The organism is Peribacillus sp. NPDC096540 (assembly GCF_050278525.1).
Taxonomy (GTDB): Bacteria; Bacillota; Bacilli; order Bacillales; family DSM-1321; genus Peribacillus.
On the sequence record NZ_JBNNTG010000004.1, the window covers coordinates 165,357 to 178,466 of the forward strand.

The window sequence follows — 13,110 nt, forward strand, 5'->3', positions numbered from 1 at the left end:
AAAACTTGGCTTATCGAAGGAAAGTCTTTCAGATCTGGCATTGGCAGGTATTCTGCATGACGTAGCTAAAACGAGAATTCGTGAGAGATTATTAGAAAAACCGGGGAAACTGACTGCGACAGAGTATAATAAAACGCCATACAATTTATGGATATGAGTCCTTAAAAGTATCCCGAGTATTCCCCCTTCGATAGCTTTAACGGCTCTTCAGCACGATGAAAGGGAAGATGGGCAAGGGGCTATCCCTTTAATGTTTACTATCTTTGAAAGGTAATGGCAATAGCTGATGTATTTCATACTATGTCAGCAGATCTTGTTTATTATCAGGCTATGCCAGTTTATAAGGTGATTGAGCAAATGAACCGCTATGTTTTGGGAAATTCAATCCAAAAATGTTGCTAGTATTCATTAACCAATTGATGAGTACCTTAGTTGGAAAAGAAGTCATGCTTACTAATCAAAAAATCGGAACAATTATCATGATAAATCCTTAAGACCATCTTAAAGTTTTAATGAAAACTAATTCAGGTATCATAGATTTACATTTAGAAAAAGAATTGCAGATCGAACGGATTATAGGTAAATGAGGAAAGAGCCCGATTATTATAAATCGGGCTCTTTCTCACTATGCTTTACCGAATCGAAATAGGCTTTGAGCATTGCTTTATTTTCGCTGAAGTCAGCAATAGTATATTGGTCAAGGACCTGTAGAAAAGCATCTAAGGCATTATTAAGTACGAATTTTAATGAACAAACGGGAGAAATCACACAGTTATCATGTTCTTTAAAGCATTCCACTAAATAAAAATCCTCTTCAGTTTTCCGAACTAATTCCCCTACATTTATTTCAGCAGGAGGTTTTGCGAGCCGGAAACCGCCATTTCGTCCTCGTATCGTCTCAATATAGCCTAATTTACCGAGATTATAAACAATCTTCATAAGATGATTTTTTGATAGTTGATAAACCTCAGAAATCTCTTTAATATTTGACAATTTGCTTTGATCTTGGGAAGCCAGGTAAATCAACACTCTTAGTGAGTAATCAGAATAACTCGTTAACCTCATGTTTATCGCCTCACATTCTATCCCTATTTGACTATATCATAAATGTGAACATTTTTTAAACATTAAGACGAGTAGTATAAAAAGATGTATTTTATATATTGCTTTTCTAGTCATTACGTTCTAAGATAAACATGTATTTAAAATACTTGTTTGAGAAAAGGGGTTTACACATGCTATCCCAAAAAACTATTGACATCATCAAATCCACTGTACCTGTTTTAGAAGTACATGGTACAACTATTACAACTGTATTTTATGAAAATCTTTTCGAAGCGTATCCTGAACTATTGAATATTTTCAATCACGCCAATCAGAAAAAAGGACGCCAACAAAATGCACTTGCTAACACCGTATTAGCCGCAGCTAAATATATAGATCAACTTGAAACGATTTTACCAGCTGTGAAACAAATAGCACAAAAACACAGAAGTCTTGCTGTTAAACCGGAACATTACCCTATTGTAGGAGAATACTTATTAGGAGCAATTAAAGAAGTATTAAAAGAAGCGGCTACCGAGGAAATCATCCATGCATGGGGAGAAGCCTATGGAGTCATTGCCGGTGTATTTATTAGCATCGAAAAGGAAATGTACGATCAAGCTTCCAATCAGGACGGAGGATGGTCTGATTTCAAACCATTCACTGTAGTGGAAAAAGTACAAGAAAGCGATGTAATTACTTCCTTTTATTTAAAGCCAGTAAATGGTGATGCGGTTCCATCATATTTACCAGGACAATATGTGACTATACGTATGGAGATACAGGGTGAACGTTACTTATTCAACCGTCAGTATAGTTTATCAGCTGCACCTGGAAAAGATTACTTCCGGATTTCTGTTAAAAAAGAAAAGCCGGGAATCTCCCCAGATGGTAGAGTCTCAAACTATCTGCATGAAGTTATTCAGGTGGGAGACATGATAGACGTAACCGCTCCTGCTGGAGATTTCACTATCGACATGGAAAAACAAACACCTCTAGTATTTCTTAGCGGCGGCGTTGGAATAACTCCTTTCATGAGCATGGTACATGCTGTTGCTAATCAAAGCCCTGATCGTGATGTACAATTTATTCATGCCTCTGAAAATGGTGCATTGCAGCCGTTTAGAAGTGAGTTGACAGAACTCTCTCGAAAATTAACTAATTATCAATTATCTTTTGTTTATAAAAATCCGAACGAAGAGGATAAGAACTTACCGAATTTTGAGAAGCAAGGTTATATGGATGCGGAACTATTAAGCGGTCATGTAAAACCTGAAGCTGATTATTATGTATGTGGTCCGGTTCCGTTCATGAAAGCCATTATTACTTGTCTGAAAGAGTTGGGGGTTAATCCAGAAAAAATCCACTATGAGTTCTTCGGCCCAGCTATAGAGCTTTAAGATTTCATAAAGGCTTGGAATGGTGTTGACATCAAGAAAATAATTTTGCATACTATATTAAAACCATGAACGTTGAAGGAAGATTAGTATGCGAGAATTTACTGTGACAGAGAGCGGTGTTAATTGCTGGAAGACCCGCGACAGAAAAGCGCAGAACCTGCTTCTTGAGTCCTATGCGAAACATAGGCGCAAATCCTGGCGTTATCAGGCAAAGTGGGATGCATAAATTTGCATTCAATGAAGGTGGTACCACGGAGAGCAGCCCTTTTCGTCCTTGTTTCGAGGACGAAAAGGGCTTTTTTTCATGTCTAAGATATTAATTGGAGGAAAAAATCGATGGAAAAGAAGCGCATCGTTGTAAAGATAGGAAGTAGTTCTTTAACCAACACACAAGGAGAAATCGACCAAAATAAATTTTCCGATCATATCCAGGCAGTGGCAGCCTTAAGGAAGGCTGGACATGAAGTTGTTCTTGTTTCATCAGGGGCGGTAGCAACCGGTTTTCGTAAGCTCGGATATCCTTCAAGACCTGTTACTTTAAAAGGAAAACAGGCAGCTGCAGCCGTCGGGCAAAGCCTGTTGATCCAGTCTTATATGGAACAATTGGGGCACTTTGGAATTGTTCCAGCACAAATTTTACTTACAAGAAAAGATTTTTCAAAAAAAGATCGGTATAAAAATGCCTATGCCACATTAATGGAATTGCTTGAGCGGGGCATTCTCCCGATAATAAATGAAAACGACACCGTATCGGTAGAAGAGTTGACTTTCGGTGATAATGATATGCTATCTGCTCTTGTAAGCGGTCTTGTCCATGCCAACAACCTGATTATTTTAACTGATATTAATGGGCTCTATGATTCTAATCCTCAGACAAATCCAGAGGCTAACAGATTTGATAAGCTTTCCGAAGTTACCGAAGAGTTTTTACAAATGGCTGAAGGAGCGGGTTCGAGTGTTGGTACCGGGGGAATGAAATCTAAGCTGATTGCAGCGCAAACAGCACTGTCTCTTGGAGTCAAAGTATTTATCGGTTCAGGAGAGGGAAGTGAAAAACTTCTTACAATACTTTCAGGAAATGGTGATGGCACGTATATTGGCAATGATGTCTTAACAACTGTTACAAAAAACAAACAGTGGATTTCCCTTCATTCAAAAGTATCCGGGAAAATCTATGTCGATGCAGGTGCCGAAAAGGCGCTAGTTTCAAATGGAAGCAGCCTATTACCGGCGGGGATTTATGATATTAAAGGAGTTTTCAATAAGGGAGATGTCGTCGAGGTCTTCGGGGAAAACGGATTATTAGGACGTGGAGAGGTTCTATATTCCGAAGCGGAGTTAAAACAGGCGATGGGCAAACGAACAACGGAGCTTGTACTAACTTCAATTGAAGTAATTCATCGTGATAAATGGGTGAAAGCATAGTTGTAAATCAATTTAATCGAAGAAGTAAAGGGGGCTTATATTATGAGTGAAGTGATTGCGAAAGGAAAGGCAGCGAAAATAGCAAGTTATCAGCTAATCGGGCTGTCTACTGAACAGAAAAATGAGGCGCTTGAGAAAATCGCTAAGCAACTAGTTATTGATAGAGAAAGTTTGTTAATAGAAAACCAAAAGGATCTCGAACAAGGCCGGCTAAAAGGTTTTAGTGAGTCTACGTTAGACCGAATTATGTTAAACCCTAAACGTATTGATGACATTGCCGCAGCGATACGGCTTTTGATTGATTTAAAAGATCCAATAGGTGAAAAATTGGAAATGATAGAAAAAGAAAACGGTTTATTAATAAAAAAATTACGTGTCCCAATCGGTGTTATTGGAATGATTTATGAAGCAAGGCCAAATGTGACTATCGATGCAGCTACATTATCTTTAAAAACAGGGAATGCGGTCATATTACGGGGAAGCTCTTCAGCAAAGTATTCCAATATGGCACTAGTTACTTCAATTCACAAAGCATTGAAGAATACGAAGATTCCAGTAGATGCTGTTCAATTAATTGAAGATACAAGCCGTGAAACAGCTAAGGAACTTTTTCACCTTAAAGATTATTTAGATGTTTTGATCCCGCGCGGAGGAAAGAATTTAATTGAAACAGTAATTAGGGAGTCCACCGTCCCTGTCCTTGAAACTGGGGCAGGTAATTGTCATATCTTCATCGATGAGACGGCAGATTTCACCATGGTGGAGAATATTGTCTTAAACGGTAAAACACAGCGTCCTTCCGTATGTAACGCAATTGAAAGCCTGCTTATTCATGATAAATGGTTTAAGGAAAATGGGAAGAGTCTTTTGACAGTCCTGAACGAAAATGGCATTGAAGTGTACGGTGATGCAGCGGTTTGTAACGCTTTTCCTGAAGCGAAAACTGCCACGGAAGAAGATTGGTCAACAGAGTATTTAGCATTGAAAATCAGCGTGAAAACCGTCAGTTGTGTTTCAGATGCTATTGAACATATTAATCGATACGGTACTAATCATTCCGAAGCAATCCTTACAAAAGATGAACAAAATGCGGCTGTCTTCTTGAATAAAGTAGATGCAGCAGCAGTTTATCATAATGCTTCCACACGTTTTACCGACGGCTTTGAATTCGGTTATGGCGCTGAAATCGGCATTTCTACACAAAAGCTTCATGCGCGTGGACCAATGGGCTTGCCGGCTTTAACTTCAAGCAAATATTTTATTTATGGCGAGGGACAAATCCGAGAGTAATTCCATTTAATAATTGATGGTTATCAAAACTCACTTAAGGGTATTGAATAGTACATTACTTTTAAAGGAGAAGATACCATGAACAATAGATTTATAGCAATTTATGATAATGAAAATGCAGCAACCTTAGCAGTTGAAAATTTAAAGAAAAAAGGTTTTTCATCCGATCAAATATCTGTAGTCGCAAAAAATATTGATAAATTACCAAATGAAGCCGAGGAAGTGAGTCCTGCAAAGACTGATGGATTCGTAGCAGGTGCAGCCGCAGGTGGCGCTCTTGGTTTAACTGGTTTAGTTATTGGGATGAGTGCATTGGCTGTACCTGGAATTGGCCCAATATTGGCTGCAGGTCCTATTTTCACCACATTTGGAGGAGCGGCAGCTGGGGCAGCCTCAGGTGCCGGAGGATTGAAAAAGCCATTATTGGATATTGGTCTAAATGAAGCAGAAATTGATCAGTATGTTGAGGATATCAAAGCTGGGAAAATCCTCGTCATTGCAGATCATTTTAAGTAAGTCGTAAGTAAACCTCCTTGAATTGAACAGATTTACGCTGATGGACAACTGAGCTCCCTGTGCACAAATGCTCAATATGAAACAGGTTGTGTTCATTGAAAACCCCGTTCAGGATTTCTTGAACGGGGTTATTCTGTTTGTAGATTAATTTTATTGTTAGTAACTTTAATATCAAAAGGAATTTCACATTTGTATGAAGAATATAAGGAATATAGTCCTATTAGGTGAAAGGAATGAAAATTTTGAAAAAAAATAGGTATTAAATGAAATGTCCTAGGAAATTGGTTTAATGACAGCAAAGGGGGATCACACATTTTTAGTTCAGACTTTAAAAAGTATTAATGAGATGTTTTGAATGAGACACCTATTACCCTTTAAGAAGGTGACTAATGTATTTGATGATGGTCAACACCAATTGAAATACTAGAGATTAGAATTAAAAGTGAAAAGACTGTTTATTGATGAAAAAACCCACGATAACAGGGTTTTTTATTTTTCAAAAGTGATTTTTAAAAATGAATCCAATTTCTAAATAATTTGCGGACGATTACTTTTAAAGAAAGTGTCAATTGGTACTTAGGATGGCAAGCCATTACTTTCCTATTGCGATTTTGAACGAAAATTTTTCTTGGCATTCATAGCTATCTCGATATATCAAGTCCGAGTTAGACTAGGGCTTTAATAAGAGGTTGCTAAGTTATAATATCTAATAAACCAAAATGATTTTAAGTTGGAGGTTGGTGTTTTGATAAAAATTAAACTCGTTGTTCCTCGAAAAGGGTATATTACTGATGCTTTTGAAAGATTTGAGGAATTCAACCAATTGGAAGAGTCGGAAAATAAAGATAATGGTTCAGTGAAGTTTGTGTTAGAGGAGGTAGTTGTAGATGCTGATCAGATAATGAAGTTGAAGCTTGATGCTGATGTAGTCATCTCAAGGGGTTTAATCACGAAACTTTTAAAAGAAAGCAATGAATTTATTCCTATCGTTGATATACCTGTACAAGGTATTGATCTTATTCGTTGTCTATATGATTGTAAGGCACGTTTTGGCAGTAAAAAAGTGGCAGTTATAGGAGCACTAAATATGATTTATGGCGTGGAAAACCTTTCGGATATCGTTGATTTGCCAATTCAGTCCTATATATTAAATGATATCGAGTCATCAGCGAGTTTAGTAGATTTAGCTGCCAGTGATGGCTGTGAGGTGATACTTAGTGGTTTAAGTACCTGTGAATATGCTGAAGAGATAGGATTGGGAGCCATTTTAGTTGACACTGGAAGGGAATCATTTCGGCAGGCGTTGATTGAGGCGAAAAGAGTAGCTCTTGTCAGTAGAAGGGAACAGGAGAAGACCAAGCGTTACCAAACGATTCTTAATTATGCCTATGAAGGAGTTATTGCTGTTGATTTAAAAGGACAAATATCTGTATTTAATACGGCTGCTCAGGAGATATTATCCATTTCCAAGAAGAGCTTAATTGGAGATTCTATATACGATATAATAAAGCACGGAAAATTTCGTAATATGCTGTTAAGTGACGATGAATACGAAAAAGATATAGTTGCTTACCAATCTATTCAATTATCCGTAAAAAAAGTTGGGATATTTTTAAAAGGTAAAAAAGTGGGGGATATGGTTGCCTTTCAAGATGTTACACGCATTCAGGAGATGGAAGGGAAGTTCGCTAGGAAGATTCATTTACGCGGACATGTGGCTAAGTACACATTTGATGATATATTGTATCGGAGTTCCGAAATTAGGAGGACGATTGAAACAGCTAAACGCTATAGTGAAGTAGATTCAAACATTCTTATAATTGGAGAAACCGGAACGGGCAAGGAAATATTCGCCCAAAGCATACATAATCATAGCAACCGGAAAAATAACCCGTTTGTAGCCATTAATTGTGCTGCGCTTCCCGAAAATTTATTGGAAAGTGAGCTATTTGGATATGCAGAAGGAGCTTTCACAGGGGCTATGAAAGGCGGAAAGCAAGGATTTTTTGAATTGGCACATAGAGGTACGATCTTTTTAGATGAAATAGGAGAAATCTCCCCACAAATGCAGAGCCGACTGCTTCGTGTCCTGCAAGAGCGGGAAATCATACGCATCGGTGATGATAAGGTAATTCCGGTTGATGTGAGAATTGTGTCGGCAACGAACAAAGACCTCATGCAAATGGTCAAAAGTAATGACTTTCGGGAGGATCTGTATTATCGCTTGAGTGTACTGGACCTTTTATTGCCTCCACTTCGGGAACGCAGAGAAGATATTCCGTTATTGGTGAATGCTTTTATTCAGAAAGGACATTCGAATCAAAAACAAATTAAGATTACGGATGCTGCCAAGAAAAAGCTGAGTGAAGAGAATTGGGAAGGGAATATTCGCCAATTGCAAAATTTTTGTGAGCGATTAAGCGTTCTTTATAAAGACAAGTTAATTGATGTGTACGATATCGAAATATATTTTCCGAATAATAGTAAAAAGAAAATAATATCGAATCAAGAGGAAGAAAGGGATATGTCACCTGGAATACATTTATCCGAACGTGAAAGAATTGTTCAAACGTTAAAAAAGGTTAACTTTAATAAAGGAAAAGCTGCCTCTGAGTTAGGGATGAGTCGCACGACTTTATGGAGAAAGATGAAAAACTTGAATGTTGAAACAAATTGAAACGTAATGAAACTATTTAATTCATTTTGAAACAATTTGTTAACTTTATTTATGTCTTAATTAGGAACTAATTGGCTTCTTTCATGGATAAACTGATGTTTTTTTATGTTGGCACGATTATTGTATATATACAATGGAGTAGGAAAGATTTTTCCTTGCAGGTTAACATGAAAGGGTGGTGGGCATGTGAGTCATTTAGTGTATATTCCTCAAGATATTGAGAAAGAGGGGAAAAGTTATTTAGTAGAGAAAGGCTATAAAATTAAAGTAGGGTCAGATCTGGCACAAGAAATTCTTATTGAAGAAATCAAGGATTGTGATGCAGTATTAACGAGATCAACGGCTGTTATAAATAAAGAAGTTATTCAAGCAGCTGAAAAACTCAAAGTAATTGCTAAGTATGGAGTGGGATTGGACAATATTGATATCGAAGCTGCTACAGAGCGTGGCATTTATGTAACAAATACGCCAGAGGCAAATGCGAATGCTGTAGCTGAACATGTTATGGCATTAATTTTATCATTGTCCAAAAACTTAAGCTTGGCTGATAAAGAGCTACGCAGTGGGAATTTTGCTATCCGTAATCAACTTTTTGGCATGGACTTGGAGGGCAAGACCTTGGGGATTATTGGACTAGGGAGAATCGGTAGAATTCTGGCAAAAAAGGCTTCTAAAGGCTTCGACATGAAAGTAATTGGCTACGACCCCTATGTTACAGCCAGCAAGAACCCGGAGTTAGAGATAGCAACAGATTTAGAATGGGTATTCAGAAACTCTGATGTTATAAGTCTGCATCTGCCGTTAACGAACACAACAAAAGGTATAATTGGAAGCCGTGAGTTTTCCTGGATGAAATCTTCATCCTATTTTGTGAACGCTTCCAGGGGCGGTGTAGTGAAGGAAAGTGATTTAGTAAATGCTTTGCAAGCGGGAGAAATTGCCGGCGCTGGAATAGACGTCTTTGAAGTTGAGCCTCCTGATAAATGTCATCCTCTTTTTAAATTAGATAATGTGATTGTCAGTCCTCATAATGCGGCATTGACGAAGGAAGGTTCGATACGCATGGCTGTACATGCAGCAATGCAAGTGGATCAAGTACTTACTGGTGTGAAACCGAAGTGGACTGTAAATGAACCCTTAACTAAAGGGTTGTCAATGTAATAATACAAGTTTAATTATCTGTTTTTTTAGAATATTAAGATATGAAAGGGTCGAGTTTGGCATTTGTTGATATGGATGGTGAACAAATGAAGAAAATAATCTATGTGATAAGTGTGGTACCAGCAATTGGCTCGCTTGTTGTTATCAATCGAATTGAACCTTATGTTTTAGGGATGCCATTTGTTCTTTTTTGGGCCATATTATGGGTTTGTCTTTCATCAGTGTTTTTGATAATTGCTAATAAACTAGATCCTGCAACCAAGGAGGAAGAAGGCTAATGAATGCAGCCCTGCTTGTTATCCTTTTCTTTCTAGTTCTGTGTATTTGGTTAGGGCTTCAGGCCCGAAAAGGAAAGAATATGAGTTTGGAACAATGGGCTATAGGTGGACGAGGTTTCGGCAGCTTTTTGCTCTTCTTTTTGATTGCCGGTGAAATGTTTACGACATATACGTTTTTGGGGGCCAGCGGTGGCGCTTATAGATCTGGTATGCCACCTGCCTTATACGCATTCAATTGTTTCTATTTTGTAATCGCCTATTGGCTGTTGCCGCCAATTTGGAAGTATGCCAAAAAAAACAATGTCATATCTCAATCTGACTTTTATGACAAAAAGTACAATAGTCCCGCTTTAGGTGTTCTTGTGGCGGTAATTAGCGTTATTTCAATTATTCCTTATCTGATTATGCAGTTAAAAGGGTTAGGAATTATCGTATCAGAAGCATCCTATGGGTCCATCTCTCCTAATGTAGCCATAGTTGTAAGTGTAATTGCGATCACAATTTATGTAACTGCTTCAGGGATGCATGGCGTAGCGTGGACGGCGGTTATTAAAGATATCATGATTTTGGCAGTTGTCGTCTTTATGGGAATTTATTTTCCACTTCATTATTACGGTGGTTTGCAGCCAATGTTTGAAGCAATCGATACAGCAAAACAAGGATTATTGATATTCCCTGAACAAGGATTGAGCATCTCTTGGTTTATTTCCGCTACTATTATGACAGCACTGGCATTCTATATGTTTCCTCATATGTTAGCGGGAGTGTTCTCTGCAAAAAGTCCAAAATCACTTCGTTGGAATGCTGGGGTTATGCCAATTTATCAAGTAATCATCATTTTTTCGCTTTTTATTGGTTTTTCCGCGATTCTTCAAGTACCGAATCTACATGGAGCAGAAGCAGACTTAGCTTTATTTAAAATGGCGAAGATGTCATTTGATCCCTGGTTTGTTGGAGTTATTGGAGCATCAGGGGCGATGGCCGCCCTTATACCTAGTTCACTCGTGTTGACGGCTATGGCCACGATACTTTCAAAAAATGTATATAAGGTGTGGAAACCGAATACATCAGATGACCAACTTCGAAGATTGAGTAGGATGTTAGTACCTGTCATTGCTTTAGTGGCTTTATACTTTACGTTCAATGGTGGGGAGTCGATTTTAACGTTGTATCTTATGGCATATAGTTTCATGGCACAGTTGTTCCCAGCACTATTTTTCAGTCTGTGGAAAAAGAATCCTGTTACCGTTCAAGGAGCTTTTGTCGGAATGATTGTTGGAATTCTAATTGTCATATACTCGACTATTTCAGGTACGACACTTGCCACATTATTTCCATCTCTACCGCAAGTAATACAGGATCTTGATGTGGGGTTAGCTGTATTATTTATCAACATTGCAGTGACTTTGGGTGTAAGTGCTGTTACAAAAAAACCTCCTATTGAGATGGAAGAAGATAATAAACATGTTTCTGGACTGGGGAAACTTGTTAAATGATATTGAAGATGAGTCAATATTCATATAAACATAAATTACTAGAACAAAAATACGTACTTGAAAGCGGGAGGCTTAATTATGAAAGTCAATGGAGGTAGAGCAGTCGTAGAAGTAATGGCTAAAGAAGGGGTGAAAAAAGCTTTTTGTGTACCAGGTGAAAGTTATCTCAGTGTAATGGATGCACTATATCAACATCCTGAAATAGAACTTATTTCCGCCAGACATGAAGGAGGTGCCTCTTTTATGGCGGAAGGGTATGCAAAGGCATCAGGTGAGGTAGGAGTTTGTATGGCAACGCGTGGAGTGGGTGCTACAAACTTAGCTATCGGTATTCATACTGCTGCTCAAGATTCAACCCCTTTAGTTGCGCTTATTGGCCAAGTTGAACGCCCTTTTAAAGAAAAGGAAGCATTTCAGGAAGTAAATTTGACGGGTTTTTTTAGTCATTTATGTAAATGGACGGTAGAGATTGATCGTGTGGAAAGAATCCCAGAATTAATGCAACGGGCGTTTCATATGGCGCGATCGGGACGTCCAGGCCCTGTATTAGTGGCTTTGCCGCATGACATGTTAGAAGATGAGGCAGAGTTGAACATCAACCCTTCTTATAGCTCGCTTCCTCCTCAACCACATATGGAAGATGTGAAACAGGCGATAGAGACAATACGAAACGCGGAGCGCCCCGTATTGATTGCCGGTGGCGGTGTGATACATGCTAAGTCTAACAGGTTGCTTGTACAGTTTGCCGAGGCGATGAAACTCCCTGTTGTTACCGCTTTCCGTCGATTCGACGCGTTTCCGAACTCACACCCTTGCTATGCAGGATGGCTTGGGTTTGGGACACCTCAATATTTACTTGATGCAATCCGAGATGCAGATGTAGTTTTGGCGTTAGGGACGCGTTTCTCTCAAGTAGGAACACAAGATTACACCTTGCTTTCTGAAAATACAAAACTGATCCATGTGGATATTTGTCCTGAAATTTTTGGTAAAGTGTATGCTCCTTCTCTTGCCATTGAAGCCGATGCCAAGAGTTTCTTAGAACAAGCGCTACAAGCGCCAGGATTAGATTCTTCTATTTCAAGCGAAGATAATGTGACAGAATTGCACGATAAATATATGGAATTTTCTGAACCAAAGGCCGACTACACAGAAGATTTCGTGGATATGGACGGATTAATGCATGACATTGCTGTCTGTCTTCCGAAGGATACCATTATTACAAATGATGCCGGCAACTTTTTTGGATGGCTATCCAGATATTATCGTTTTGAACATGAAAACACTTACGTGGGGCCAACATCGGGAGCCATGGGATATGGACTGCCTGCGGCAATTGGGGCAAAGCTGGCGCAGCCTCACAAACATGTTGTTTCTTTTTCAGGAGATGGCGGCTTTATGATGACTCTCCAAGAGATTGAAACGGCTGTACGATATAAAATTCCGACTATATCAATTGTTGTGAACAACAATATTTACGGAACAATTCGTGTACATCAAGAAAGGCATTTTCCAAATCGGGTCGTTGGAACTGACTTGTCCAATCCTAATTTTGCCGAATTGGCCCGCTTATTTGGAGCGCATGGTGAAAAGGTTGAAAAAAATAGTGATTTTGCGCCAGCACTGCAAAGGGCGATTGCTTCAGGGCTTCCGGCTGTAATTGAAGTTGCAGTCAATCCAAAGATTCTATCTGTTGGCCAAGACAAGAAGGAAGTGCACCAAAAGCTATTGTCCAACAAATAGTTGCGGGGCATATATGCTGTGGCATTGTTTTTGCATTAGAAGTTAGTAGGAATAATAAAAGATTTTGGGGAGGTTTCACA

General features: G+C 38.7%; 10 protein-coding genes and 1 other annotated feature. Of the genes, 9 read left to right on the forward strand and 1 reads right to left on the reverse strand.

The features are described 5' to 3' along the window. Positions 1-603: 603 nt before the first annotated feature. Entirely contained in the window at positions 604-1,065 is a 462-nt protein-coding gene (locus tag ACQKMR_RS06170) for an Rrf2 family transcriptional regulator (protein ID WP_056524915.1), read from the reverse strand. 170 nt (positions 1,066-1,235) lie between these two features. Here ACQKMR_RS06170 and hmpA point away from each other — a divergent pair, with 170 nt between their 5' ends. The 9 genes from hmpA (at position 1,236) to ACQKMR_RS06215 (ending at position 13,030) form a co-directional block, all read left to right on the forward strand. Beyond that, on the forward strand, positions 1,236-2,444 hold the full coding sequence (gene hmpA / locus ACQKMR_RS06175; protein ID WP_427696498.1) for an NO-inducible flavohemoprotein: 1,209 nt from the start codon (positions 1,236-1,238) through the stop codon (positions 2,442-2,444). A 63-nt stretch (positions 2,445-2,507) separates the two neighbouring features. Next, positions 2,508-2,723: a binding site (T-box leader), on the forward strand. A gap of 57 nt (positions 2,724-2,780) precedes the next feature. After that, positions 2,781-3,869: a glutamate 5-kinase gene (gene proB / locus ACQKMR_RS06180; RefSeq protein WP_427696499.1), complete on the forward strand. Its 1,089-nt coding sequence runs from the start codon at positions 2,781-2,783 to the stop codon at positions 3,867-3,869. A gap of 42 nt (positions 3,870-3,911) precedes the next feature. After that, entirely contained in the window at positions 3,912-5,159 is a 1,248-nt protein-coding gene (locus ACQKMR_RS06185; protein ID WP_427696500.1) for a glutamate-5-semialdehyde dehydrogenase, read from the forward strand. Positions 5,160-5,237: 78 nt separating this feature from the next. Continuing rightward, positions 5,238-5,675 (forward strand): general stress protein, encoded by a 438-nt coding sequence (locus ACQKMR_RS06190; protein ID WP_427696501.1) that lies wholly within the window; start codon positions 5,238-5,240, stop codon positions 5,673-5,675. 745 nt (positions 5,676-6,420) lie between these two features. Then, complete coding sequence (locus ACQKMR_RS06195; protein ID WP_427696502.1) at positions 6,421-8,352, forward strand: sigma 54-interacting transcriptional regulator; 1,932 nt, start codon at positions 6,421-6,423, stop codon at positions 8,350-8,352. 186 nt (positions 8,353-8,538) lie between these two features. Then, positions 8,539-9,513 carry a hydroxyacid dehydrogenase gene (locus ACQKMR_RS06200; protein ID WP_427696503.1) on the forward strand — a complete coding sequence of 325 codons (975 nt, stop codon included), beginning with the start codon at positions 8,539-8,541 and terminating at the stop codon, positions 9,511-9,513. Between the two features lie 41 nt (positions 9,514-9,554). Then, complete coding sequence (locus ACQKMR_RS06205; RefSeq protein ID WP_427696504.1) at positions 9,555-9,791, forward strand: DUF3311 domain-containing protein; 237 nt, start codon at positions 9,555-9,557, stop codon at positions 9,789-9,791. Further along, positions 9,791-11,287, forward strand: a complete 1,497-nt coding sequence (locus ACQKMR_RS06210; protein WP_427696505.1) for a sodium:solute symporter family protein — start codon at positions 9,791-9,793, stop codon at positions 11,285-11,287. The genes ACQKMR_RS06205 and ACQKMR_RS06210 overlap by 1 nt, the downstream gene beginning before the upstream one ends. A 78-nt stretch (positions 11,288-11,365) precedes the next feature. Continuing rightward, the gene (locus ACQKMR_RS06215; protein ID WP_427696506.1) at positions 11,366-13,030 is read left to right on the forward strand and encodes a thiamine pyrophosphate-dependent enzyme; all 1,665 of its coding nucleotides are present in this window, start codon (positions 11,366-11,368) and stop codon (positions 13,028-13,030) included. The last annotated feature ends 80 nt before the right edge of the window (positions 13,031-13,110 follow it).

Excerpts from the sequence above, each read along its gene's own strand:
- ACQKMR_RS06170 (WP_056524915.1), bottom strand. The coding sequence starts at position 1,065 with ATGAGGTTAACGAGTTATTCTGATTACTCACTAAGAGTGTTGATTTAC.
- hmpA (WP_427696498.1), top strand. The coding sequence starts at position 1,236 with ATGCTATCCCAAAAAACTATTGACATCATCAAATCCACTGTACCTGTT.
- proB (WP_427696499.1), top strand. The coding sequence starts at position 2,781 with ATGGAAAAGAAGCGCATCGTTGTAAAGATAGGAAGTAGTTCTTTAACC.
- ACQKMR_RS06185 (WP_427696500.1), top strand. The coding sequence starts at position 3,912 with ATGAGTGAAGTGATTGCGAAAGGAAAGGCAGCGAAAATAGCAAGTTAT.
- ACQKMR_RS06190 (WP_427696501.1), top strand. The coding sequence starts at position 5,238 with ATGAACAATAGATTTATAGCAATTTATGATAATGAAAATGCAGCAACC.
- ACQKMR_RS06205 (WP_427696504.1), top strand. The coding sequence starts at position 9,555 with ATGAAAGGGTCGAGTTTGGCATTTGTTGATATGGATGGTGAACAAATG.
- ACQKMR_RS06210 (WP_427696505.1), top strand. The coding sequence starts at position 9,791 with ATGAATGCAGCCCTGCTTGTTATCCTTTTCTTTCTAGTTCTGTGTATT.
- ACQKMR_RS06215 (WP_427696506.1), top strand. The coding sequence starts at position 11,366 with ATGAAAGTCAATGGAGGTAGAGCAGTCGTAGAAGTAATGGCTAAAGAA.